We start from the raw sequence: 22,487 nt of genomic DNA, 5'->3' as shown, positions 1-22,487 counted from the left end.
TCAGAGCCAATTCGCGCAATGTGCTAGCCGGACAGTATATCCGGCCCCTCAATATCCTTCCGCCGCCATTTCGCGCAGCAGCCGCACCGCGTGGGGATAGCCGCGCGCGCCGCAGCCGGCCATCACCGCCGTTGCCACGGGCGAGACCAGCGAGTTGTGGTACATCGGCTCGCGCTTGTGGACGTTGGAAATGTGGAACTCGATCATCGGGCCGGGATACATCTTCAACGCATCCATCATCGCCATCGAGTAGAAGGTGAAGGCGGCAGGGTTGATCAAAAGGGCGCTCGAGCTGTCAATCGCCTCGTGGATCCATTCGATCATCTCCTGCTCGGAATTGGTCTGGCGAAACACCAGCCCCTCCTCGCCCGCCGCTTGCCTGCACAACGCCTCGACTTCTGCGAGCGTCGTGTGACCGTAGATGTCCGGCTCGCGCAGGCCGAGCCGGTTGAGGTTCGGTCCGTTGAGGACATAAACCGGTTTTTTCATGTGTTGTTACCCCTTGTAACCGAACTGCCGCGGAAGCCAGAGCGAGATATCCGGGACCAGCGTGATCAGCAGCAATGCGGCGATCAGCGCCAGCAGGAAAGGCAGGATTTCGCGGATGATTGCGTGCAATGACTTGCCCGAGATGTTCGACATGACGAACAGCAGCAGGCCGTATGGCGGCGTGATCAGGCCAAGCATGATGTTGACCACGCACACGACCCCGAAATGCACCAGATCGATGCCGAGCGCGTTGGCCGTGGGAATGAACACCGGGACGATGACCAGAAGCACCGTCGTGCCTTCAAGCAGGCAGCCCAGCGCCAGAAGAACGAGATTGACGATCAGCAGAAACATCACCGGCGAGAGATCGAAGCCCGAAAGCCATTGGCTCAGCATTGTCGGCACGTTCTCGATCGTCACGACATAATTGAAGACCAGAGCCCCGGCAATCAGCATGCCGATCGACGACGTGGTGCGCGCGCTCGACAGCAGTGAATGATAGACCGCGCCTGCCGAGACGCTGTTGTAGAGCAGAGCGGAAATGACAAGCGCATAGAGCGCGGCGATCGCGGCTGCTTCCGTCGGTGTGGTCGCACCGCCATAGATGCCGCCCAGCAGCACGACCGGCATCATCAGAACCGGAAAGGCCTTGACCACAATGCCCGGCATTTTGCGAACAGGAACCGGCTCCTCGACGGGGAACGATCGGCGGCGCGCGCTTGTGAGAACAATGGCGGCCTGCACCAGTCCCATCAAAAGCCCCGGGATCATGCCCGCCAGAAAAAGGTAACCGATGGAAGCATCCGAAACGAGCGCGTAGATGACCATCGGGATCGATGGCGGAATGATCGGCCCGATCACGGCGGTGGATGCCGTCAGGGCGGCGGCGAAGGCGGGCGGGTATTTGCCGCCCTCCGTCATCATCTTCTGCATCATCTTGCCGGTGCCCGCCGCATCGGCGAGCGCGGAGCCGGACATGCCGGCGAAGATGATGCTTTGCACGACGTTGACCAGAGCCAGCCCACCCGGAAACCGGCCGACGAATGCATTGCAGAACGCCAGAAGGCGAAGGGTCATGCTTCCGGAATTCATCAGTTCGGCCGCCAGGATGAACAGCGGCACGGCAAGCAGGATGTAACTCGAGAACAGGCCATTCAGGATCTGCTCGGCAGCCGTGCCCATATCGAGGCCGGCAAGCATCAGATACAGAATTGAAGAGGCGATCATCGCGTGGCCAACCGGCAAACCCATAAGCGCCAGAAGAACGATCGAAATGATGCAGAGCGTGAAGGGATCCATCATTCCTCATGCTCCCCGCGCTCGGCATGTTCGACATAACGGTTTGTCAGGGCACTCCACAACAGCCAAGCATAGCGCACGAGTGTCGCGACGGCGAAGATGACGTAGATCGAATAGACGTAGTCATAGCGGATATCGAGATAGGACGTCTCCTGGACCTTCATGAAGGTTACGTAGTCCCATACCGCCGGCAGCGAATAGCCGTAGAGAAACAGGAGCGCTGCCGCCGCCAGCACCGACATCACGCGCCGGACCGGACGGCTGGCGAGCGCCAGCACGAAGTCGAAGCGGATCTCGTCGGATTCGCGCAGAACGAAGGCTGCGCCCCAGAGCACCAGCCACAGCCACATCAGGATCGTCAGCTCGGACGCACCGCCGATCGGCAGGTTGAGAAGATAGCGGAACGCGACCTGTACAATGAAGGCGCAGAACATCACCGCCAGCATCAAAGCGGCGATATTCTCGGCCCTGCGGTGCAGCCACGCGCCTGTTTGCATCAGTTTCTGCAAGGTTTTCTGCCTCGAACGGACCGCACCCGGCACGCCGGGTGCGGACATTGACGGTTAATGCATCGGCTCAGAGTGCGTTGATGCGATCCAGCATGCCTTCCGGCCAGTCTTTCGACAGGTCGGAATCAAGATACATCTTCTGGGCATGTTCGCGGAAGGCATCGACATCGGGCGTGTAGATCTTAAGCCCCTGCTCCTCGAACGACGAAGCCAGTTCGCCTTCACGCGCCAGATGCTGCTCGGTGCTCCAGGCAATCGCCTCGTCCGCTGCCGCCTCGAATTCCGCCCGTTGCTCGTCAGTAAAGGAATCCCAGACCTTCTGGGAAATCACCAGCAGGTCATAACCGACCAGATGCGAGGTCATCACGATCTGGTCCATGACTTCGTAGAACTTCATGTTCTCGACATTGGGCAGCGGATTGTCCTGACCGTCGATCGCGCCCGTCTGGAGACCAGTATAGACCTCGGCATAGGCCATTGGCGTCGGGTTGGCGCCAAGTGCGCGGCCGAGGAACTGCCAGGCATCGCCGCCGGGCATTCTGAGCTTCACGCCGGCCATGTCCTCTGGTGTGTTGATCTCCTTGTCGATGCGCAAACCGACCTGACGCGTGCCGAAATAGGTCGGTCCGAGAATATGGATGCCAAGCTGATCTTCCGCCATGGCCTTCATCTCGGCCCCGGCATCGCTCTTGAAGAATTCATTCAGATGCTCTGCGTCGCGGAACAGATAGGCCGATGTCAGAATCGAAAAGGCCGGTACCTGCGAGGCGATATCCTGGGGCGAGACGTTGCCCATTTCCAGATTGCCGCGCTGGATGGCGATGATCTCTGTGGTCTGCTTGAACAGGTTGCCGCCATAATAGAGTTCGAGATCGGCTATATCGGCCACGTTTTCCTGAAGCTGCTTCATCATGTCCGCGCGGATATCCTGCTCGGAAAACACCGCCGAGAAGCGAAGCTGAGGCACGTCCTGTGCCAACGCCGGAGTGATGCTTGCAAATACCAGTCCGACGGACGCAACGGCGCCCAATAGATTTCTGCGATTGATCATTTCTTTTTCCTCCTGTTTGCATCCCGCCGGTCTCCCGTTGCAGGATGTCCTCACTATCGTGCGACATCTCGCACGCTCTCATGATTCCTCAGTCCGTAGTCCCGCTCCTCCTCAAAGACCGTTGATCTTGTCCAACATGCCTTCCGGCCAGTCCTTAGACATGTCCGAATCGAGATATTGCTTTTGCGCATAGGTGCGGAAAGCGTCGACATCCGGCGTGTAGACGTCGAGCCCCTCCTCCTTGAAGAAGGATACGAGTTCGTCTTCCTCTTTCAGATATTGCGCATTCGACCAGGTAAAGGCCTTCTCCGCCGCATCGCGCAGGGTCTGCTGCTGTTTCTCGCTCAGGCTGTCGAACCGGTCCGCGCTCATGATCAGCATGCCGAAACCGACATTGTGTCCGGTGAGCACGATCTGATCCGTCACCTCGTAGAATTTCATCGCCTTGTCGTTGGGGAGCGGATTGTCCTGACCGTCGATCACGCCGGTCTGCAAGGCGGTGTAGACCTCCGGATAGGCGATCGGCACCGGATTGGCGCCGATCGCCTTGCCGAGGAACTGCCAGCTTTCGCCGCCGGGCATGCGCAGCTTGATGCCGGACATGTCCGCGGGCGTCATGATCTTCCTGTCGCCGACGACATTGACCTGGCGGCGACCGTAATAGGCGGGCGCAAGGATCTCGATCCCCATGTTTTCGCGCGCGAGTTCGCGGAACGTATCGCCGACCTCGCTGTTGAAAATTCGCATGAGATGGTCCGCATCCCGCACGACATAGGCAGCACCGAGAATATCGAATGCCGGCACCTGTTCAGCGAAATCCGATGGCGGCAGGATGGCCAGATCGAGATTGCCGCGCTGGACGGCAACCAGTTCCGCGCCCTGCTTGACCAGCGTGCCATTGAAATGGGCTTTCAGGTTGAAATCGTCACTGATTTCGTCCGCGAAAATGCCTGTCATGGCCTGTGACCGCGGCACATCGGCCGAGGTGACATCGGAATAAAGCAGGTCGATCTTGTCCTGTGCCTGCGCATTGAACGCCATGGCGACCGTAACGGTTGCCATGAGCGCCAGGCCCCGAATCCTGGTATGAAATGTCACTTTGCGTCCTCCTCCTCAATTTCACTGAAAATCGAACCGGTGCTCGGCCACCCCCTGGCCGGCCCCGCTGATCGCAAAAACGCTGCCGGCGAGCGGCTCGTTTGCGCGTTGCTCCTCGCTTAAAAACTTGAATGCCGTGGTGACGAACAGCGTCTTGTAGTCCGGCCCGCCGAAACACAGGCAGGTCGGGTTGGTCACCGGCATATCGATGCTGCGGTCGATGCGGCCCTCGGGCGTGTAGCGCACGATCCTGCCCCCGGCAAAGAAGGCCTGCCACAGGCAGCCATCGGCATCCACGCAGGCGCCGTCGGGGCGCTCCCCGCCGGCGGAGTAGTCGGCAAAGACGGCGCGCGAGACCGGCCGCTCCCCGGCATCGTCCAGCGTGATCTTCCAGGTCAGGTGCCGACGGGTATCGGTGAAATACATATGCCGCCCGTCAGGATCGAAGGCGATGCCATTCGAAACGATAACGTCGTCGTAAAAGGCGGCAAACGAACCGTCCGGGTCGACACGGTAAAGGCTTCCCAGACCATCTTTCAGCCCGTTGTCCATGGTGCCGATCCAGAGCCGCCCGTTGCGGTCGACGCGACCGTCATTCAGCCGGGTTGCGGGAAAACGTTCATCCGGCACGCGGGCAAAGAGTTCGGATATCCCCGTTTGCGGATCGAGCATCACCAGATGCAGATCGCGGGCGACAAGGTGTTTGCCCGAGCGGGTGAGCGCCTGACTGCCAAGGTAAGTGCAGGGCTGGGCGCGCGAAAACGCCTCGCCGGTCGACGGATCAAGCTGCCAGAAATGGGGGTCTTCAATGTCGATCCACACAAGCCGCCGGGTCTGCTCGCACCAAAGCGGCGTTTCGCCGAGCCGGGCCTTTACTGTCTGAATACAGTCTACTTCAGGTGTCGTCATCCGTGCCCCCGTCATTTCCGTGGCACCGATGCGGGCCGCATCAGCCGGCGCTGGGCTGCGGTACGAAACGGCGCATTGACCGCGCCATAACCGGCATAGCCACCCCGCCGCTCGACGATCTCGAAGAAAATGCCGTCGCCGAACGGTCTGCTGTAAAGCTGGAAATAGGCGCCGTTCTTGTCTTCGTCATAAAGGATACTGTGGCGTTTAAGGCTTTCGATCATCTCGGCCCCGACCGCCAGACGGGCCACGAGGTCGTCATAATAATTGTCCGGCATCGGCAGGGCCTTGAAGCCATTTTTCGCGAGCGCCTCGGCCGTCGCAAAGATATCATCGGTCTCGAAGGCCACATGCTGCACGGACGAGCCGAAACTGTCGGCGACGAACCGGCCAGCGAAAGTGCGGTGCGTCTCGGCGCCGTTCAGCGTTATGCGCAAAGCGCCGTCCGGCGACTGGATCGCCTGGCTGCGAACGAGCCCGCCCGGATCGACGACATCGACGGTGGGCGACTTCCGGGTGTCGAAGAGCGACAGGTAGAACAGCGACCATGTCAGCATCTCTTCGTAATTCATCGTCTGTGCGATGTGATCGATCCGTTTCAACCCGGCGTCGCGCGCCAATGCCTCTTCTGCTGTTGGCCGGAATTCCGTATCCCAGACCCCGGCGAGGCCACTGCTGTCATCGATGAAATGCATCAGCCCCGCGCCGACGCCGCGAATGGCCGGGATATCGAGCTCGCCCGTGCCAACGGGCTGGTGAAACGAGGGGACGCCGAGCGCCTCGGCTCGCGCGACCGTGTCTTCGGCGCTTTCCACCTGCAGCCCGATATCGCAGATATTGAGGCCGTGGACGATGTGCGCGCTGTGGGCGAAACCCTCGCGCTCGGTATTGATGACAACACGGATTTCGCCCTGCTGCCAGAGTTCGACCTGCTTGGAAATGTGCCGCCCTGCCCGACGGAAACCGAGTGTGGACAGGATGTCGCTAAGCTCCGCCGCCTCCGTTTCGTCTGCAGCAAATTCCACGAACGAGACGCCCCGCGCCGTAATGCGCGGCGGCATATCGGGCAGGTCGAAGGCGTTTTCCGGCTCCAGCCGGCGAACCTGATCCATCAGGTAGACGAGCGAACGGTGACCGTCGCGGGCAATCGCGCCAGGACTGCCGCCACGAAACTGGTCGTTGAAGACTTCGAGGCTCAGCGGCCCCGCATAGCCCGTCGCGGCGACCGCGCGCATGAAGGACACGACATCGAGATCGCCCTCGCCCGGCATGTTGCGGAAGTGGCGGGACCAGTAGAGCAGGTCCATCTCGATGATCGGCGCATCGGCAAGCTGCACGAAAAAGATGCGGTCGCCGGGAATGCGGCGGATGGTATCGGGGTCAATGCCGCGCCCCAGCGTGTGAAAACTGTCGAGTATGAGCCCGATATTCGGATGATCGGCACGACGCACGACTTCCCAGGCGTCGCGATGGTCGAAGACATGCTTGCCCCATGCCAGCGCCTCGAAGCCGACGCGCAGGCCCCGTTTTGCCGCCCGCTCACCGAGCGCGGCGAAGTCGTCGGCCATGCGGTCGATGCCGCCAAGCGCTTCCGGGTGGGTCGACGAGCAAACCAGGACAAGATCGGTCCCCAGCTCCTGCATCAGGTCGAACTTGCGCTCCATGCGATCGAAGGCCCGCGCACGCAACGGCTCCGGCAGACCTTCGAAGTCACGGAACGGCTGGAACAGCGTGATCTCCAGACCGTGATCTCGCACCATCTTCCCGGCCTCTCGCGGGGAAGCGTCGAAGGCTATGAAATCCTGCTCGAATATCTCGATGCCATCGAAGCCGGCCGCTGAGATGGCCGCCAGCTTTTCAAGCAGGTCGCCGGCGATGCAGACAGTGGCGATGGAGGTCTTCATTCCGTCACGCCCCCTTTGTCCGGCACGGATGCCGCCAGCAGAGCCGGCTTCATCACGGAAATATCGGGCTCTTTCCCGGTGAACAGCTCGAAGGCGCGGACGGCCTGCCAGAGCGCCATGCCGGTGCCCGGCAGCACCGCGCAGCCCTTGCCGGTCGCCGCCTTGATCAACTCCGTCTCGGGCGGGAAATAGACGATGTCGGCGACGAAGTGATGCGGTGCGATCAGGCGCTCCGGGAGCGGGCAGCCCGGCAGCTTTTCCATGCCGACCGGCGAGGCATTGACGATCCCGTCAACCTCAGCCGCGATCTCGGCATCATCGGCACCGACGACCCGATCCGGGCCGAAATGCGCCCGCAGGATATCGACAAGCTCACCGGTTCTCTTGCTGTCCGGATCAAGGACGAAGAGTCGCCCGACATTTTCGTCGAGCAGCGCATGCGCGACAGCCCTGCCGGCGCCGCCGGCACCCAGAAGCAAGACGCGCTCGCGGGCAATGTCGTTCGGCAGGCCTTGACGGAAGCTCATCGCAAAGCCCCAGCAATCGGTATTGTGACCGATGCGCCGGCCATTGCCGAAGACGATGGTATTAACCGCGCCGACCAATTGCGCATCCTGGGACAGTTCGTCGAGGTGCGGGATCACCGCCTGCTTGAAGGGATAGGTCACGTTGAGGCCGCGATAGCCTTCGGCCTGCAGCAGATCGAGCGTCTCTCCGATCGTCGGAGGCAGATCTCGTTCCAGAACATCGATAAAGTCGTACTGGTAATCGAGCCCAAGCGCCCCGGCTGCCGCCATATGCATGCCCGGCGTGCGCGAACCGCCGATTCCCTGGCCCAACAGCCCGACCCTCAGAGCCTGACCGGAACCGGCGCGCGGTGAACGGGCCTGTGTGACAACCATGCAGAAACGACCTCCCGAAAATCTCCTGTTTTTGATTTTGTTCAATTCAGTTAATTATGTCAAGACAATGTACGGATCAGTTAGTTTTGTTTTTTGAGGGTCGCGCAATTCTTCGCTTTGCAGTAGACCGCAAAGGGGAATTTCAGGAGGAGAGAACTTGGCGAAGGACGAGATCAACGAGGTGCCGGATGCGGCTGCGCGGCGCAGCTGGAAGCAGGATCCGGAAGCCGTGCGCGAAAATATCCTGCAGACTGCCAGGGCCGTCTTCGTCGCCCACGGGCTTTCCGGCGCGAAAATGGATGAGATCGCCGCGCGTACGCGAACCTCCAAACGCATGATCTACTATTATTTCGGCGACAAGGAAGGCCTCTACCGCGCCGTTCTGGAAGACGCCTATGCGCGCATGCGCCGCGCGGAGGACGATCTCGATCTCGGCCGCCTTCATCCGGTGGAAGCCCTGCGGCAGCTGACGGAATTCACCTTCGACCACCATAACCGCGAGCGCGATTTCGTGCGGCTGGTGATGGTCGAGAATATCCATGAAGGCCGCCACATGTCGAAGTCCGAGATGATCTCGGGGCAGAACAGCTCCGCCATCCGGCTTCTGGAGGAAATCTACAAGCGCGGTTGCGACGAGGGCCTGTTCAGGTCCGGTCTGACCGCGCTTGAACTGCACTGGCACATTTCCGCGCTCGCGATTTTCAACGTTTCCAACCGAGCCACCTTCTCGAACATTTTCGGTTCGGCGCTCTTCGAGCCCAAAGGTCAGGACATGCTGCGCCGCCACACCGGCGACATGGTGCTGCGCTTCGTGATGAAGCCGGGGCTTTCACCGGAGGACGCCGAGCAACGCCCGCAGACAAGACCGCGCAAGATCGACCCCGGCATCTATCGCTTTCTCGAAGTTCTGGAGGCACAGAAGGCGAGCCTGCCCGAGGGTACGACGCTGGAGGCGCGACGCGTGCTCTACAATTCGATTGCCCGCAACCTGCGGCTTCCCACACCGCCCAATATCGAAACCGATTCCGAACACTGGATCGACAGCCCCGGCAGGCCGGTTCGCGTGCGTCTCTTCCGGCACCAGAGCAGCGGCCCACAGCCCGCCCTCGTTTATCTGCACGGCGGCGGTTTCAGCCAGGGAAGCCCCGAATCGCACTGGGACATTACCGCGCGGCTTGCCTCATGGACCCGGCAGACGGTGATCTCCGTGGACTACGCCCTTGTCCCGGAGCACCCGTATCCGACGCCATTGGAACAGACGCTTTCGGTCCTCGGCTGGACTCGCGACCGGGCGAGCGATCTCGGCGTCGATGCGACCCGCATCGCCGTCGGCGGTGACGGAGCGGGCGGAAACCTTGCAGCCGCCACCGCGATGATCTGCCGGGACAAAAACGTGCCGCTTTGTGCCCAGCTGCTGATCTATCCGATCTGCGACTTCGACCTGTCCCGGCCATCCTGCCTGCAGAATGGCGAAGGGCCTCTGCTGCGCGTGGACGAAATCAACGCCATGGCGAGCGCATACTGTCCGGACACAGAGAGGCAAAGATCCGATCCGCTGGTCGCGCCGCTCTTGGCACCTTCGCACAGGCATCTGCCACCGGCCTTCATCGCGCTCGCCGCCAATGACCCGATGCGCGACAGCGGCGCGGCCTATGCGGCGGCGCTGAAGACGGCCGGCGTCGAGGTGACCGTCGACGAGGGGGACGGCCTCGTGCACGACTATCTGCGCGCCCAGAGCCAATGCGCCCTCGCCGAAGACAAGCTCAGGATCATGAGCGACTGGCTTTACGAGGTCTTCCGGATGGCCGACAGCGCCTGACACGGTTTCAGCCCGTACCCATCCGCTCGACCTTTCCGCAAAGGTCGATGGCGGCGCCAAGCCCACGTCCGGTTGCCATCGCCATTTGCGGCAGGATCATCCATTCCAGCGACCAGGCCGCGCCCGAGCGTTCCTGTTCGTGGATCAGCGCCTGATGCATGCCGGAAAGCTGGGCGGCGTTGAAGCGGGAAAGGGTCACAAGCAGCTCGGCCAGAACCGGATTGCTCTTGTGCGGCATGGCCGATGACCCGCCACCGCCGGAAAGCGCGATTTCGTCGATGCCCTGCTGCGCCATCAGCGCGATATCCTGCCCGATCTTGCCAAGCGTGCCGGAAATCAGCGACAGCGCGGACGCATATTCGCCGATCCCGTCGCGCATCGCGTGCCAGGCCTTTTCCGTCGGCCGAAGGCCAAGCGCCCGGGCGACATCGGCGACAATCGCATCCGCCTTGTCGCCGAGCGCCGAACGGTCTCCGGCTGCCCCGCCGATCTGTACCTTTTCGACACGCGGCCTTAGCGCCTGCAGGCGCGCGACATGATCATCGAGCGGCAGCCGCCAGGAAAGCACACGGTCGCGAACCGTGATCGGCATTGCCGCCTGCATGCGGGTTCGCCCGGTCAGTTCATTGTCGCCGAAACGCCGCTCCAGCACGGTCAGCGTTGCAATCAGCTGATCGAGGCGGGCGAGGAAGATCCCGGTCGTCTCGCTGAGCGTCATCGCCAGCGCCGTATCGATCACGTCCTGAGATGTCGCTCCCTTGTGCACGGCCTCGGCGGGCGCGATGGTCTTGAGGATTTCGACAAGGGCGGGCACCGGCACGCCATCGGCACCGGTGCCAGTTCCAAGCGCCTCCGGCGATATCGTCGCCTGCTCGATGGCGGTCGCCGCGCTTTCTGCGAGCGTCGCATCGAACAGTCCGCAGGCACCGAGAGCGCGGCTCCACGCCGCCTCGAAGGCCAGCATGTGGCTCAGCTGCCGTTCGGGTGCCCAGATTGCCGCCGTTTCCGCGTCGCTGAAGAGGCCGCCAAGCCAGGGGTGATCGAAGACAGATGTGTTCACGCAATTCGCTCCGTAGAACACCGGCGCGGTTTGCGGCCGCGCCGGTGCAGCCTGATCAGATGTCGAGGAAAACCGTTTCGCCCTCGCCCTGCAACCGGATATCGAAGCGATATTGCCCCTCCCCCGTCTTTTTCGCAATCAGGGTCGGCACCCGGTGCTTCAGCTCGACGGCGTTCAGCAGCATGTCGCCGCTATTGTCCTCGTCGTCGAAATAGATGCGGGTGTTGAGGCCGATATTGATGCCGCGCGCCACGATCCAGATCGAGATATGCGGCGCATTATGCGAACCGCCCCGCCCCTGGAAAGCGCCCGGCTTGACGGTGCGCAGCAGGAACTCGCCGCTGTCGGCATCGGCAGCGAAGCGGCAGTGCCCCGAAACGGCAGGGTCGGCACCCGGCTGGCCGGGGAAGATGCCGGCGGCATCGGGCTGCCAGCTTTCGAGCATTGCATCGCGAATGGCGTTGCCGGTTCCGTCAAAGACCTGCCCCCGGATCTCGATGATCGCGCCCTTGGCGCCATCGGAGATGGCACGCTCGCCGATTTCCGCGTCATAGGTTCCGGGATTGCCCGCATAGGTCGGCATACAGCCGATATGGACATAGGGGCCCGCTGTCTGTGACGGCGTTTCGGCCAGCAAATCGGGTCTCCTGATCATCTCACAAACCCTCCAGTCTGTTTTCGAACATGGTCTGACGGCGGCCACGGAGCACGATATCGAACCGGTAGGCGAGGAAATCGAGCGGCCGGGCCATCGACATGTCGAGCGGCGCGACCAGCCGGTCGAGATCGCCGCGATCCTTTACCGTATTGGCAATGGGACAGAGGTCGATCAGCGGATCGCCTTCGAAATAGAGCTGGGTGATCAGCCGCTGGCCGAAGCTGTGGCCATAGACCGAAACATGGATATGCATTGGCCGCCAGTCATTGCCGCGATTGGGCCAGGGATAGGCCCCGGGGCGAATGGTCAGAAATTCGTAATAGCCGTTCTCATCGGTGAGCGCGCGCCCGCAACCGCCGAAATTCGGGTCGAGCGGCGCCAGATAGCCGTCCTTCTTGTGACGGTAGCGGCCGCCGGCATTGGCCTGCCAGATTTCCACGAGCGTTTCGGGAATCGGCTTGCCGCGTTCATCGAGCACACGGCCGAAGACCAGAATGCGTTCGCCGATCGCCGGGGCAGCGCCCTTGGTCCAGTTCATGATCAGGTTGTTGTCGAGCGCGCCGAACTGGCCATGGCCGAACATCGGCCCCGTCTCCTCCGACGGGCCGCTTTCCAGCGACAGCAGCGGCAGCGTCGGCGAACGCGCCACCGAGGTCTTGTAATCCGGTGTATAGGCCGGTGGATGAACCGCGCGATTTCGCGGGATCAGCGGCCCGAGATCAGTCATCATCATTCTCCTCCATTTCGGCATAGGTGGCCCTGGCCAGCTTCAGCGCATGGTTGGCGCGCGGCACCCCCGCATAGATCGCCACATGCTGGAATGCCTCGATGACATCCTGCTTGCTGGCCCCGGTGCGTTTCGTCGCACGGATATGCATGGGTATTTCATCGAAGTTTCCGGTGGCCGCCAGCAGCGCCAGGGTCAGCATCGACCGCTCGCGCCTGGTGATGGCATCGGAGGCCCAGACCGTACCCCAGGCGCTTTCGGTGATCAGCGTCTGGAAGGCTTCGTCGAGCCCGGTCTTGGCCGCCTCGGCCCGGTCGACGTGGCTGTCGCCGAGGACCGCGCGGCGGACCTTCATGCCGTTGGCGTAGCGCTCAGTCATGGCGGGTCTTCTCCAGAAAATCGGTCATCAATGCGGCAACGGCCTCCGGCTTTTCGACACAGGGCAGATGCCCGGCATCGTCAACGATATGGAATGTCGCATGGCAGAGCCTGGCCGTTTCGGCCACCAGTTCAGGCGGCGTCGAGCCATCAAGCGCACCGGCAATCGCCATTGCCGGACAGGCGATCTGCGTGCAGCCTTCCCTAAGATCCACCTCCGCCAGAGCGTGACAGCAGGCGATATAGCCTTCAAGCGTCGTGCGCTCGAGCATGTTGCGCCACTGCGATGCCTCGGGACTGCCAAGAAACGCGGGCGAAAACCAGCGCGGCAGAATGCCATCGGAAATCGCGGCAATGCCGCCGTCGCTGAGGGCGGCGATGCGCTCGCCCCAGCTTTCCGCGGTGCCGATCTTCGCCGCCGTATCCATCAGCACCAGCGCCTGCGTCAGATCGGGACGTTTGATTGCAAACGACTGGGCGATCAGCCCGCCGATGGACAGGCCGACAAAGGTCACATCACGGAGATCGAGCGCTTCGCAGATGGCGATTGCATCGTCGCTCAGCATATCGATCGTGTAAGGCCCGGGAGTGAGATCGGAAAGGCCGTGGCCACGCTTGTCGTAGCGCACCACCCGCAGATCCCGCGGCAGACGCGCGACCAGGCCATCGAAGACGCGAAGATCGGTGCCAAGTGAGTTGGCGAACAGGACGACCGGGCCGCCACGCGGTCCCTCGTCGCGCACATGAAGTGCTGCATCGCCTGAACGGATCATCATCCTCTATCCTCCATGACACGTTTTGCCATAGCCAATCGGCATAAAAAATTATATTTTCGGGAAAATTTCATAACCTATGGGTTATATGCATGTTCGACCCGCGCATTCGCATGCGGCATCTGCATTGCTTCCTGGAAACCGCCCGTCGCGGCTCGCTGAGTGCGGCCGCCGAGACGCTGAACGTCAGCCAGCCCGCCGCCTCGAAAACAATCCGGGAGCTTGAGGAGATCCTTGAGGTGGCGCTGTTCGACCGCTCCGGGCGGCGGCTGGCGCTGACCCAGGCGGGCAAGACCTTTCAGCGCTATGTCGGCGCCGCACTTGTGGAACTTGGCCGCGCGCAGGACCTCGTCCGCGAACGGCCGGTGCGACGCTCGCGCATCGCGGTCGGGGCATTGCCGACGGCGGCCACCGTGCTTTTGCCGCACGCGGCCCTTTCGCTGCGGAAGACGGCGCCCGAATGTCTGCTCAGGGTGACGACCGGGCCGAACTGGCTGCTCCTGTCGCAATTGCGCGAAGGCGCGCTCGACATGGTCGTCGGCCGCATGGCGGCGGCCCAGCTGATGGAGGGGTTGTCCTTTCGCCAGCTCTATTCCGAGCCGATTGCCGCCATCGTGCGCGCCGGCCACCCGCTTGCCGGCGCGGCGGCGGATGCTGCAACGCTCGGCCGCTATCCGTTGATGCTGCCGCCGCCGGGCGCGGTCATCGCCCCGCAGGTGCAGGCCTATCTGCACGGCATCGGGCTTGTCGATCCGCAAGCCGCCTTCGAGAATGTCGGCCTTGCCTTCGGGCGCAAGGTGGTTCTGTCCTCCGACACGATCTGGTTTATCTCCGCCGGCGTGGTTCACGACGAGCTTGAAAGCGGCCTGCTTTCCGGCATTCGTCTGAATGACGACCTGCTGGGTGGCCCGGTCGGTGTGGCAATGCGCAATAATGCCGTGATGACCGACGAACAGCGTCACCTGCTTGCGGCCCTCGTCGAGGCCGCCGGGCATCGATAGGTCAGAGCGCCTCCAGCGCGATCGCGATGTCCTGACCGACGCCGATGCACATGGCGGAGAGCGATTTCTCGCCGGGTTTCAGCTCGAGCATGGCCGTGCCGGTCAACGGAAAAGTGCACGCACTGACCAGTTTGGACAAACCATCCCTGGGGACGTGATCGGTGACCACCGCAACGCGCCCGGTACCATGCACGAGATCCAACCGACGGCGGGAACGCTCTTCGAGCCGACCCGCAGTTCGCAAGATCGCCATTCTACGCCAACTGACAGGCCACCAGCACGGCAAGTTCGAGATGGCCGCCGCGCACCCTGGCGAAGCTGTCGGCATGGTGAAAGAAGGGTGCGCCGTGCTTGAGCATGATCGCCTTTGCCCCGACCGTCACCTTCCTCTTCGCCATCGACCTTCCGCCGATGAAGCTCGCCGGCTTCATGCAAGGGCTGACCGACAATCCGTTAGCCTTGAGCATAAGCAGCTCTAAACATAAGTCGCCTGGCTGCGGCGTTCCATGGTTCAGGCTCCTTGTCTTCGCGCGATCAGGAAGCGGTAGATCAGGGGCAGGAAGAGGACGGCCGTGAATATCCGGACGATATGGTGGCAGGCGACATAGACCGGGTCGGCGTCGATTGAAATCGCGATCAGGCCCATTTCCGTCACGCCGCCCGGCGCGAAGGCAATGAACCCGACGATCACGGAATTATATCCGAGCATCGAAACCGTCAGGCCCGCCACCGCCGCCACCGAAAGGGAAACGACGATCAGCGGAAACGAAAGCATCACCGATTTGTAGAGCGTGCGCATGTCGACCGCCGCGAACCGGCCGCCAAGGCTGGCGCCGATGACGAGTTGGGTGACCTGGACGAGCGATGTCGGGATCAGGGCGAATGTGAGCCCGGTCGAATGCAGCGCCGCGCTCGCGATCATCGGACCGATCATATTGGCCGCCGGCAGGTGGATCTTGCGGGCGACATAAGCGCCGACGAAGGCGGCGACCGCCATCAGCAGGGTATCCAGCACTCCGATCGGGTTCACCGCGTCCGGCGTGCTCGCCCCGCTCGCGCTGCCGACAGGGTGGCCGACATAGACGGTCAGCAGCAGAGGGATGATGGTGACAGCAAGCGAAATCCGCGCCAGATGCTGCACCACCGTGAGCGTCGGGTCGCCATTGAACCGCTCGCTGATGATCACCGCCTCAACGACGCCGCCCGGCGAGGAGGCGAAGAAGGCGGTGGCGCGATCAAAGCCGCCCAGCCGCTTCAGAAGTACATAGCTGATCATCTGCGTCACGAGCGCGAACGGAATGACAAGAAGCAGCGACGGCCACCACTTTCCCATATGCATGACCGTCTGCGGCGTGACCTGTGATCCGATCATGAGGCCGATGATGGGAATGAAGATGTTCCGCAACGGCGTCGGCATCACCGGTATCGCGCCGAAAACCTTTGGCTTGGCCATAGCCACCGCCGCCGCCGCGAAAAGCGGCCCGAGCATCCAGGGCAAGGGCATCCCGGCGGCAACCGCCCCCCAGGCGCCCGCCCCGGCGACCGTAAAGATGACCAGAAGCCGTATGCCGTGAGGCAGGTATTGGATCATCTTCCCGCGCCGTTGCCCCGAGCCCGCATATGGCGGCTGTCGCCCCGGCCCGGGAGCCGACAGGTATTCGACGATTTTTCCATTGCGGCCTCCCCCTTTTCCTTGTCACAACATGCAAAGCGCGTATTTGACAAGACAGTCATTCGAATTTATTTCCGGCTAGACGGTAAATAAGTCAATAGCTGACGGAAAATGCGTCAATCGGAGGTCTTGAAATGCCGGCTCTACCCCTGGAAGGAATTAAGGTTGTCGATTTTTCACGGGTGCTCGCCGGTCCGCTGAGCACCCAGGTTCTCGGCGACCTCGGCGCCGATGTCATCAAGATCGAGCATCCCGAGCGCGGCGATGACACGCGCGATTGGGGCATCCGCATCGGCGAGACCGAGACGACCTATTACTACGCCTTCAACCGCAACAAGCGCTCGGTCGCGCTCGACCTCGCCGATCCGGCCATGGTCGAGGTGGCGCGCGCCCTGGTCGCCGATGCCGATGTCGTCGTCGAGAATTTCAAGCAGGGCGGGATGGAACGCTTCGGCCTGGGGTTCGAGGATCTGCTGAAGATCAACCCCCGGATCATCTATTGCTCGATCGCCGGCTACGACCGGGCCGGGGAAGAGGCGAAGCGCTCGGGTTACGACCTCGTCGTCCAGGGCGAGAGCGGCCTGATGGCGATCAATGGCGAGGCCGGGCGTCCGCCGCTGAAATTCGGCGTCGCTGTCGTCGACATGTTTACCGGCATGTACGCGGCCCAGGCGATACTCGCCGCGCTGGTGCAGGTGCAACGGACCGGACGCGGCCGCCGTGTCGATCTCTCGCTCTATGATTGCGGTGTGACGCTCAGCGCCTATTACGGGCTCGATGCCCTGGTGATGAAATCCGATCCGCCGCGATACGGCAATGCGCATCCGTCGATCGTGCCCTATGGCGTGTTCGACGCGGCTGACGGACCGCTCGTCATCGCGGTCGGCAACAACCGCCAGTTCAGGTCCCTGTGCCGGGACGCGCTTGGACGGGCGGATATGGCCGATGACCCACGCTATGCCACCAACATACTGCGATCGCGGCACCGTGACGCGCTGGTCCCGGAACTGGAGCGTGAACTGCTCAAACACAGGCGCGCGGACCTGCTGAAGAACCTCTCGGCAGCCGGCATTCCATGCGGCGAGGTCCTGGGGCTCTACGAAGCACTGACACATCCGCGCACCGCGGCGTCGGAGATGGTGGTCATGCACCGAACGGCGCAGGGAGAGGACGTCGCCTTTACCGCCCCGCCATGGCGCATCGACGGCGAACGCTGCGCCGTTCGTCCACCGCCGACCCTCGGGGAACACACCGTCGAGGTTCTCGCCAGCCTGAAGAAGGACTGATCGACCGTTGATGGCCGGGTGGCGGAATTTCCTCGTCCTTTGTCATGGATTGGCAAGCTCGCCATAGCGCATATAGGCCGCCCGTCTCTCTCATCTTGTGCTATTCTTCTGATTGAGGTCCCGGTCGATCGCTGTCCTTCCGGTCTTGCCACGGCGGCGCCGTTGACAGAGGATCGATCGGCGGAGGGATGCGGGTATGGCCGATAGCGTAACGATGGCGCCGATCGTGCGATCGTCGGTGCTGACATGCGCGGCCGATCAGGCCGCGATGCAGCCATGGATCGACATGGAGTGTTTTCAACTCGGCCGCGGCAAAACCGTTTGCCGCATGGAAACGATCGACCTCGGAAGCCAGCAGGTCGTGCATGAGGATCAGGCCGCATCGGTCCAGAAGATCGGCAAAACGCCGGCCAATCTGTGTACGCTTTCCTATTGCACCCCGGACCAGGCATTCCGGTTTTCCGATCAGGGCATCAACCACCCGGATACCGTGTTCTTCCTGCCGGAACACACATGTTTCGATCTTTACGTGCCAGCCGGCACGCGCACGACCTATATCAGCTTCGATCAGGCCGCCTTCATCCGCGAAGCACGGATACTCAACCCGCGACGCTGGGAGGAGGCTCCGGAGGCGATCCGGTCTTGGACCGCGCCCTCGAAAGGGGGGCTCGCCGCAGATATCATGGCCTTCACTGAGCAGGCAGCGCCTGAGCGCGGCATGCCATGCGACAACGCGATGATCAGGGACCTGCTGCTGCAATCCGCCCTGCAGGTGGCCGCCCAGAGCGAGGGCTTCGAGGGCCTTTCGCGTGCCGCGCGCGCCCGCGCCTTTGCCGTTTGCAGCCTCGCGCGCGCCTATATAGAAAGCTGCGTGGAAAGCGACCGGCTGCCGACGATCGTGGATATCTGCGCGGCCACCGGCGTCTCGCAACGCCGGCTGCAATATGCGTTTCACGAATATATCGGCATGTCGCCCAATACCTATCTGCGTTTGCTGCGCCTCAACCGGGCGCGTGCGGCGCTTGCCGCGGCCAGCCCGCGTCAGACGACGGTGACGCGGGTGGCGATGCAGCACGGCTTCCTGCATTTCGGCCGTTTCTCGGGCGATTACAGGCGCATCTTCGGCGAAACGCCGTCGGTCACGCTCGCCGCTTGCCACCGGAACTGATTTTCCGCAATTTTGCGGAAATCGGATAGCCAATAATAGCTGTCGCTGTAAGCGTATCACGGCAATCAGAAAAACATGCACTTGCCGATCCTGCAGGATCGGTAAACCAACAGGGTCAGAGCGGCCGCATCGCGCGCCGCAGCAGGAGGATAATGCCATGTGCGATCAATGCGATAGAGGAACACTCGGCCGTCGCGGCCTATTGATGGGCGGTTTGGCGCTTTCGCTTGCGGTTCCGTTTGGCGGGCGCGCTTTCGCCCAAACCACGGCCACCCCGCCGGCTTCCCCCGATGAGGCGATCCAGCGCCTGATGGACGGCAATGCGCGCTATGTCGCCAACACGCCGAACAATGCCGACCACTCGGTGACGCGCAACACCAGGGCTGCCGGCCAGTCGCCCTTTGCCGCGATCGTCGCCTGCGCGGATTCGCGCGTGGTGCCGGAACTGATCTTCGATCAGGCGCCGGGCGATCTGTTCGTCGTACGCGTCGCCGGAAATTTCCTGAGTGAGGACGGCATTGCCAGCCTTGAATTCGCGGCCGCCGTTCTCGGCGTTCAGGCCGTCATGGTTCTCGGCCACACCAGTTGCGGGGCGATACGCGCGACCATCGATTCGATCCGCGATAACGAACTGCCGCCGGGCCATCTGCCGAGCCTGGTCAATGCCATCCGGCCCGCAGTCTACAACGCCATGCAGCAGAACCCCGAGGATCTGCTTGCCGCTGCTACCGCGGAAAACGCTGTCTATAACGCCCGCATCGCCGCGGAAACCGGACCAATTCTCAGCGACATGAATGAATCGGGCACGGTGAAATCGATCGCCGGCGTCTACGATATCGCGACCGGCAAGGTGGCGTTTCTCTAGGGCCACACCAGCCACTGCGGAAAACAAAAACGGCGCCGGGATGCACCCCGGCGCCGTTTGCTATTCGGGAGAAGGCATCACGCCATGGCGCGCGGCTTCACCAGGTTGCGCTCCACCAGCAGCTCCGCGATCTGGATCGCGTTCAGCGCCGCGCCCTTGCGCAGATTGTCGGCGACCACCCACATGGCGAGGCCATTCTCGACGGTCGCATCCTCGCGGATGCGGGAGATGAAGGTGGAATCCTCGCCGGCGCATTCGACCGGGGTCATGTAGCCGCCGTCCTCATGCTTGTCGATCACCTGGCAGCCGGGCGCCTCGCGCAGGATGTCGCGAGCCTCATCGGCCGTGATTTCCTTCTCGAACTCGATATTGACCGATTCCGAATGGCCGATGAACACCGGCACGCGCACGGCGGTGCAGGTGACCCTGATCTTCGGGTCGAGCATCTTCTTGGTCTCGGCCAGCACCTTCCATTCTTCCTTGGTGTAGCCGTCTTCCATGAAGCTGTCGATGTGCGGAATCACGTTGAAGGCGATGCGCTTGGTGAACTTCTTGGTCTCGATCGGGTCGGCCACGAACACGGCGCGGGTCTGGTTGAACAGTTCGTCCATGCCGTCCTTGCCGGCGCCCGAAACCGACTGATAGGTCGAGACAACCAGCCGCTTGATCGTCGCGCGATCATGCAGCGGCTTCAGCGCGACGACGAGCTGGGCGGTCGAGCAGTTCGGGTTGGCGATGATGTTGCGCTTGCGGAAGAGCTCGATCGCATCCGGATTGACCTCCGGCACGATCAGCGGCACGTCGGCGTCGTAGCGCCAGGCCGACGAATTGTCGATGACCACGCAGCCGGCCGCGCCGATCTTCGGCGACCACTTCTGCGAGATCGTGCCGCCGGCCGACATCAGGCAGATATCGGTGTCGGAAAAGTCATGGTTTTCGAGGTTCTTCACCTTCAGCGTCTTGTCGCCGTAGGAGACTTCCGTGCCGACGGAACGGCTGGAGGCGAGCGCCACGACCTCATCGGCGGGAAAGCCGCGCTCTTCGAGGATGGACAGCATTTCGCGCCCGACATTGCCGGTGGCGCCCACGACTGCAATCTTGAAACCCATGATGATAAGCTCTCTTTCGTTTCTCTCCTCGAAAATCGCGGGAGTGGAAGAGCGGCCGAAACGGCATCTTCCCGTCCCCGGCGTGACCGGGGAGAGAGCGGTAGGCCAGGAACGTCAGACGGTTTTCGTCGTCGTTTTCTTGGCTGTTTTCATGAAACTGCGGGAAGGCGATATCCGACCGCCGGCGCGGGGCGCCAGGGTGATATCAGCAGCAATGTGACGCGCGAACAGCGGCATATTCGGCTTTTCCTTCTACCGCGAAGGCTAATGGCCCTTTTGCGTGGTCAAGTCAAGGTCTGTTTGCGGCACTGCATGGTGCGGGTGCTTGCGCATGAATTCCGGCTTCAGCGCGGAAAAGCCGTTGCGCGGCACCGGCCAGCCCTGCGGATCGATGCTGAACACCATGCGATAGCGCGAAAAGACGATCGCGGTCAGATAGGTAAACCAGCTTCCGAAGGCGAGCCCGGCGATGACATCGCTCGGATAATGCGCGCCTACGATGATGCGGCTCATCGCTATGCAGACGGCGAGGCTGAAAAACAGGATGCGGTGGCGCGGCAGGAAAAACGCCGCCGCCGTGAAGATCGCGGCAACCGTGGTGGCATGCCCCGAAGGGAAACTGGAATACTGCCCGGCAAAGCTCATGGGATCGAAGGCAAACGGGCTCAGGTCGTAATAGACCAGCATGTTCGGCCGCGGCCTGCCGATCAGCCCCTTCAGAAGATTGACGGCCAGGCCGGAAAGCGCGACCGCGGCAAACACGAAGCTTGCCGCCTGCGCCAGAAACACGCCCTTGGCGCGGGTGCGCCGATCCGCCTCATCCGCCGCCCCGGCCGCCGTCATGCCAAGCGCGAACACAAGGACACTGGTGATCAGTATCCACTCCGACTGGCCGAAATGGGTGATGAACTCGCCATATTCCCTGATCGGACCGGAGAGATCGCGGGCCATCAGCCCGACGGGATAATCGAGTATCGCGAAGGCAACGAACAAAAGGCCCGCCACGCCCACCATGAAACCGCGCCAATGCGTGCACGGCCACTTCTGGTCCTTCAGTTTTCTGCGCTGGCTGAACCAGCGGTAGCGCACCGTCATCGCCCCTCCGAATATTCACACCGGCATCCCCACCGGCCAGGCGGATGTTAAACGAGCCGGGCAGCGGCATCAACGCCCGCAGCCGACCCGGCTTCGCAAAAGCAACTAACTTTTCCACATAACAGGAAGATTACGACCGCAACCGGTCGCGCAGGCGCGGATGCGGTCGGCGCACCGGCAGCCCCCTTTCCGGCACTGCAAACAGCAGCCGGTAGCGGGCGAAGACGCAGGCCACGAGCACCGAAATCCAGGTGCCATAGAACAGCCCCGCCGAGACATCGCTCGGATAATGCGCGCCGACGGCGATGCGGGCGAAGCCGAAGAAGATGGCGAAGGCGGCGAAGAACGGCCCGAGCCGTGGATAGAGCAGCGCCAGCCCGGCGAAGATCGCGCCCGATGTCGTCGAATGGCCCGAGGGGAAGCTTGCGTAATCATAGGCCCAGACGCCGACATTGAAGTGCAGGTCGCCGACCGTATCGAACAGCGTCGGACGCGCCCGGCCGATCAGGCGTTTGACGACATTGACGGTGGCGCTGGCGAGCGCGACGGAACAGAACAGGTAAAAACCCTGATGCAGCACAAGCGCGGCGCGGAATTTCACCCGCGGGCTGGCAAGGCAGGCGATAGCGACATAGGCGAGGACGGTTACAGTCCCGCTTGCGCCCAATATCCACGGCGCGGTGGTGACATCGGTCAGCCGCGCGGCGAAATCCTG

At 62.3% G+C, this 22,487-nt stretch carries 23 protein-coding genes and 1 pseudogene; 5 read left to right on the top strand and 19 right to left on the bottom strand.

Annotation, left to right across the window (positions count from 1 at the left end; genetic code table 11):
• Positions 1-48: 48 nt before the first annotated feature.
• The 8 genes from B4E36_RS19045 to B4E36_RS19010 form a co-directional block, all read right to left on the bottom strand.
• A complete protein-coding gene (locus tag B4E36_RS19045) occupies positions 49-489 on the bottom strand; it encodes a type II 3-dehydroquinate dehydratase (RefSeq protein ID WP_292055201.1) in 441 nt (146 codons plus the stop codon).
• A 6-nt stretch (positions 490-495) separates the two neighbouring features.
• Positions 496-1,788, bottom strand: coding sequence for a TRAP transporter large permease (locus B4E36_RS19040; RefSeq protein WP_018063809.1), 1,293 nt, complete (start codon positions 1,786-1,788; stop codon positions 496-498).
• Positions 1,788-2,285: a TRAP transporter small permease gene (locus B4E36_RS19035; RefSeq protein ID WP_292055202.1), complete on the bottom strand. Its 498-nt coding sequence runs from the start codon at positions 2,283-2,285 to the stop codon at positions 1,788-1,790. Before B4E36_RS19035 ends, B4E36_RS19040 begins: the two co-directional genes overlap by 1 nt.
• Before the next feature lie 79 nt (positions 2,286-2,364).
• Complete coding sequence (dctP, locus tag B4E36_RS19030) at positions 2,365-3,348, bottom strand: TRAP transporter substrate-binding protein DctP (protein WP_292055203.1); 984 nt, start codon at positions 3,346-3,348, stop codon at positions 2,365-2,367.
• Positions 3,349-3,459: 111 nt separating this feature from the next.
• Complete coding sequence (locus tag B4E36_RS19025; protein ID WP_292055204.1) at positions 3,460-4,446, bottom strand: sialic acid TRAP transporter substrate-binding protein SiaP; 987 nt, start codon at positions 4,444-4,446, stop codon at positions 3,460-3,462.
• A 21-nt stretch (positions 4,447-4,467) separates the two neighbouring features.
• Complete coding sequence (locus B4E36_RS19020) at positions 4,468-5,355, bottom strand: SMP-30/gluconolactonase/LRE family protein (protein ID WP_292055205.1); 888 nt, start codon at positions 5,353-5,355, stop codon at positions 4,468-4,470.
• Between the two features lie 11 nt (positions 5,356-5,366).
• Positions 5,367-7,259 carry a bifunctional sugar phosphate isomerase/epimerase/4-hydroxyphenylpyruvate dioxygenase family protein gene (locus tag B4E36_RS19015; protein WP_292055206.1) on the bottom strand — a complete coding sequence of 631 codons (1,893 nt, stop codon included), beginning with the start codon at positions 7,257-7,259 and terminating at the stop codon, positions 5,367-5,369.
• Positions 7,256-8,161 (bottom strand): shikimate dehydrogenase, encoded by a 906-nt coding sequence (locus B4E36_RS19010; protein WP_292055207.1) that lies wholly within the window; start codon positions 8,159-8,161, stop codon positions 7,256-7,258. The genes B4E36_RS19015 and B4E36_RS19010 overlap by 4 nt, the downstream gene beginning before the upstream one ends.
• Positions 8,162-8,318: 157 nt before the next feature.
• On the opposite strand from B4E36_RS19010, the gene B4E36_RS19005 reads away from it, so the two are divergent.
• Positions 8,319-9,980: an alpha/beta hydrolase fold domain-containing protein gene (locus B4E36_RS19005; RefSeq protein ID WP_345900697.1), complete on the top strand. Its 1,662-nt coding sequence runs from the start codon at positions 8,319-8,321 to the stop codon at positions 9,978-9,980.
• Positions 9,981-9,987: 7 nt separating this feature from the next.
• On the opposite strand, the gene B4E36_RS19000 is transcribed toward B4E36_RS19005, so the two are convergent.
• The 5 genes from B4E36_RS19000 to pcaD are packed head-to-tail and all read right to left on the bottom strand — an operon-like array spanning position 9,988 to position 13,579.
• The gene (locus B4E36_RS19000) at positions 9,988-11,040 is read right to left on the bottom strand and encodes a 3-carboxy-cis,cis-muconate cycloisomerase (RefSeq protein WP_292055208.1); all 1,053 of its coding nucleotides are present in this window, start codon (positions 11,038-11,040) and stop codon (positions 9,988-9,990) included.
• A 55-nt stretch (positions 11,041-11,095) separates the two neighbouring features.
• Positions 11,096-11,695, bottom strand: coding sequence for a protocatechuate 3,4-dioxygenase subunit alpha (pcaG, locus tag B4E36_RS18995; protein WP_292055209.1), 600 nt, complete (start codon positions 11,693-11,695; stop codon positions 11,096-11,098).
• Between the two features lies 1 nt (position 11,696).
• Complete coding sequence (gene pcaH, locus B4E36_RS18990) at positions 11,697-12,425, bottom strand: protocatechuate 3,4-dioxygenase subunit beta (protein WP_292055210.1); 729 nt, start codon at positions 12,423-12,425, stop codon at positions 11,697-11,699.
• On the bottom strand, positions 12,418-12,804 hold the full coding sequence (gene pcaC / locus B4E36_RS18985; RefSeq protein WP_292055211.1) for a 4-carboxymuconolactone decarboxylase: 387 nt from the start codon (positions 12,802-12,804) through the stop codon (positions 12,418-12,420). The genes pcaH and pcaC overlap by 8 nt, the downstream gene beginning before the upstream one ends.
• A complete protein-coding gene (pcaD, locus tag B4E36_RS18980; RefSeq protein WP_292055212.1) occupies positions 12,797-13,579 on the bottom strand; it encodes a 3-oxoadipate enol-lactonase in 783 nt (260 codons plus the stop codon). Before pcaD ends, pcaC begins: the two co-directional genes overlap by 8 nt.
• Positions 13,580-13,668: 89 nt before the next feature.
• On the opposite strand from pcaD, the gene B4E36_RS18975 reads away from it, so the two are divergent.
• Positions 13,669-14,577 carry a LysR substrate-binding domain-containing protein gene (locus tag B4E36_RS18975; protein WP_292055213.1) on the top strand — a complete coding sequence of 303 codons (909 nt, stop codon included), beginning with the start codon at positions 13,669-13,671 and terminating at the stop codon, positions 14,575-14,577.
• Between the two features lie 85 nt (positions 14,578-14,662).
• Here the strand turns inward: B4E36_RS18975 and B4E36_RS18970 are convergent.
• Positions 14,663-14,960, bottom strand: a pseudogene (locus B4E36_RS18970) (CoA-transferase); the annotation flags it as partial.
• 128 nt (positions 14,961-15,088) lie between these two features.
• Positions 15,089-16,168 carry an AbrB family transcriptional regulator gene (locus tag B4E36_RS18965; protein WP_292055214.1) on the bottom strand — a complete coding sequence of 360 codons (1,080 nt, stop codon included), beginning with the start codon at positions 16,166-16,168 and terminating at the stop codon, positions 15,089-15,091.
• 215 nt (positions 16,169-16,383) lie between these two features.
• On the opposite strand from B4E36_RS18965, the gene B4E36_RS18960 reads away from it, so the two are divergent.
• The 3 genes from B4E36_RS18960 to B4E36_RS18950 all read left to right on the top strand — a co-directional run bounded on the left by B4E36_RS18960 (position 16,384) and on the right by B4E36_RS18950 (position 19,568).
• Entirely contained in the window at positions 16,384-17,535 is a 1,152-nt protein-coding gene (locus B4E36_RS18960; protein ID WP_292055215.1) for a CaiB/BaiF CoA transferase family protein, read from the top strand.
• A 196-nt stretch (positions 17,536-17,731) separates the two neighbouring features.
• Entirely contained in the window at positions 17,732-18,703 is a 972-nt protein-coding gene (locus tag B4E36_RS18955) for a helix-turn-helix domain-containing protein (RefSeq protein ID WP_292055216.1), read from the top strand.
• Positions 18,704-18,860: 157 nt separating this feature from the next.
• Positions 18,861-19,568, top strand: a complete 708-nt coding sequence (locus B4E36_RS18950) for a carbonic anhydrase (protein WP_292055217.1) — start codon at positions 18,861-18,863, stop codon at positions 19,566-19,568.
• A gap of 77 nt (positions 19,569-19,645) precedes the next feature.
• Here B4E36_RS18950 and B4E36_RS18945 read toward each other — a convergent pair whose 3' ends face one another.
• The 4 genes from B4E36_RS18945 to B4E36_RS18930 all read right to left on the bottom strand — a co-directional run.
• A complete protein-coding gene (locus tag B4E36_RS18945) occupies positions 19,646-20,677 on the bottom strand; it encodes an aspartate-semialdehyde dehydrogenase (protein WP_292055218.1) in 1,032 nt (343 codons plus the stop codon).
• Between the two features lie 114 nt (positions 20,678-20,791).
• On the bottom strand, positions 20,792-20,914 hold the full coding sequence (locus B4E36_RS18940) for a hypothetical protein (protein ID WP_292055220.1): 123 nt from the start codon (positions 20,912-20,914) through the stop codon (positions 20,792-20,794).
• A gap of 27 nt (positions 20,915-20,941) precedes the next feature.
• Positions 20,942-21,772, bottom strand: a complete 831-nt coding sequence (locus tag B4E36_RS18935) for a phosphatase PAP2 family protein (protein ID WP_292055222.1) — start codon at positions 21,770-21,772, stop codon at positions 20,942-20,944.
• 130 nt (positions 21,773-21,902) lie between these two features.
• A partial coding sequence (locus B4E36_RS18930; RefSeq protein ID WP_345900696.1) for a phosphatase PAP2 family protein occupies positions 21,903-22,487 on the bottom strand: 585 nt, incomplete at its 5' end.

It is taken from the genome of Martelella sp. UBA3392 (assembly GCF_002358775.1).
GTDB lineage: Bacteria > Pseudomonadota > Alphaproteobacteria > Rhizobiales > Rhizobiaceae > Martelella > Martelella mediterranea.
Note: the sequence above shows the minus strand (reverse complement) of the source record. Positions and strands in the feature narration are given on the sequence as shown.

What these genes read in the sequence shown, in the direction of transcription:
- B4E36_RS19045 (WP_292055201.1), bottom strand. Translation starts at nt 489, where the DNA reads ATGAAAAAACCGGTTTATGTCCTCAACGGACCGAACCTCAACCGGCTC.
- B4E36_RS19040 (WP_018063809.1), bottom strand. Translation starts at nt 1,788, where the DNA reads ATGGATCCCTTCACGCTCTGCATCATTTCGATCGTTCTTCTGGCGCTT.
- B4E36_RS19035 (WP_292055202.1), bottom strand. Translation starts at nt 2,285, where the DNA reads ATGCAAACAGGCGCGTGGCTGCACCGCAGGGCCGAGAATATCGCCGCT.
- dctP (WP_292055203.1), bottom strand. Translation starts at nt 3,348, where the DNA reads ATGATCAATCGCAGAAATCTATTGGGCGCCGTTGCGTCCGTCGGACTG.
- B4E36_RS19020 (WP_292055205.1), bottom strand. Translation starts at nt 5,355, where the DNA reads ATGACGACACCTGAAGTAGACTGTATTCAGACAGTAAAGGCCCGGCTC.
- B4E36_RS19015 (WP_292055206.1), bottom strand. Translation starts at nt 7,259, where the DNA reads ATGAAGACCTCCATCGCCACTGTCTGCATCGCCGGCGACCTGCTTGAA.
- B4E36_RS19010 (WP_292055207.1), bottom strand. Translation starts at nt 8,161, where the DNA reads ATGGTTGTCACACAGGCCCGTTCACCGCGCGCCGGTTCCGGTCAGGCT.
- pcaG (WP_292055209.1), bottom strand. Translation starts at nt 11,695, where the DNA reads ATGATCAGGAGACCCGATTTGCTGGCCGAAACGCCGTCACAGACAGCG.
- pcaH (WP_292055210.1), bottom strand. Translation starts at nt 12,425, where the DNA reads ATGACTGATCTCGGGCCGCTGATCCCGCGAAATCGCGCGGTTCATCCA.
- pcaC (WP_292055211.1), bottom strand. Translation starts at nt 12,804, where the DNA reads ATGACTGAGCGCTACGCCAACGGCATGAAGGTCCGCCGCGCGGTCCTC.
- pcaD (WP_292055212.1), bottom strand. Translation starts at nt 13,579, where the DNA reads ATGATGATCCGTTCAGGCGATGCAGCACTTCATGTGCGCGACGAGGGA.
- B4E36_RS18975 (WP_292055213.1), top strand. Translation starts at nt 13,669, where the DNA reads ATGTTCGACCCGCGCATTCGCATGCGGCATCTGCATTGCTTCCTGGAA.
- B4E36_RS18965 (WP_292055214.1), bottom strand. Translation starts at nt 16,168, where the DNA reads ATGATCCAATACCTGCCTCACGGCATACGGCTTCTGGTCATCTTTACG.
- B4E36_RS18960 (WP_292055215.1), top strand. Translation starts at nt 16,384, where the DNA reads ATGCCGGCTCTACCCCTGGAAGGAATTAAGGTTGTCGATTTTTCACGG.
- B4E36_RS18955 (WP_292055216.1), top strand. Translation starts at nt 17,732, where the DNA reads ATGGCCGATAGCGTAACGATGGCGCCGATCGTGCGATCGTCGGTGCTG.
- B4E36_RS18950 (WP_292055217.1), top strand. Translation starts at nt 18,861, where the DNA reads ATGTGCGATCAATGCGATAGAGGAACACTCGGCCGTCGCGGCCTATTG.
- B4E36_RS18945 (WP_292055218.1), bottom strand. Translation starts at nt 20,677, where the DNA reads ATGGGTTTCAAGATTGCAGTCGTGGGCGCCACCGGCAATGTCGGGCGC.
- B4E36_RS18940 (WP_292055220.1), bottom strand. Translation starts at nt 20,914, where the DNA reads ATGCCGCTGTTCGCGCGTCACATTGCTGCTGATATCACCCTGGCGCCC.
- B4E36_RS18935 (WP_292055222.1), bottom strand. Translation starts at nt 21,772, where the DNA reads ATGACGGTGCGCTACCGCTGGTTCAGCCAGCGCAGAAAACTGAAGGAC.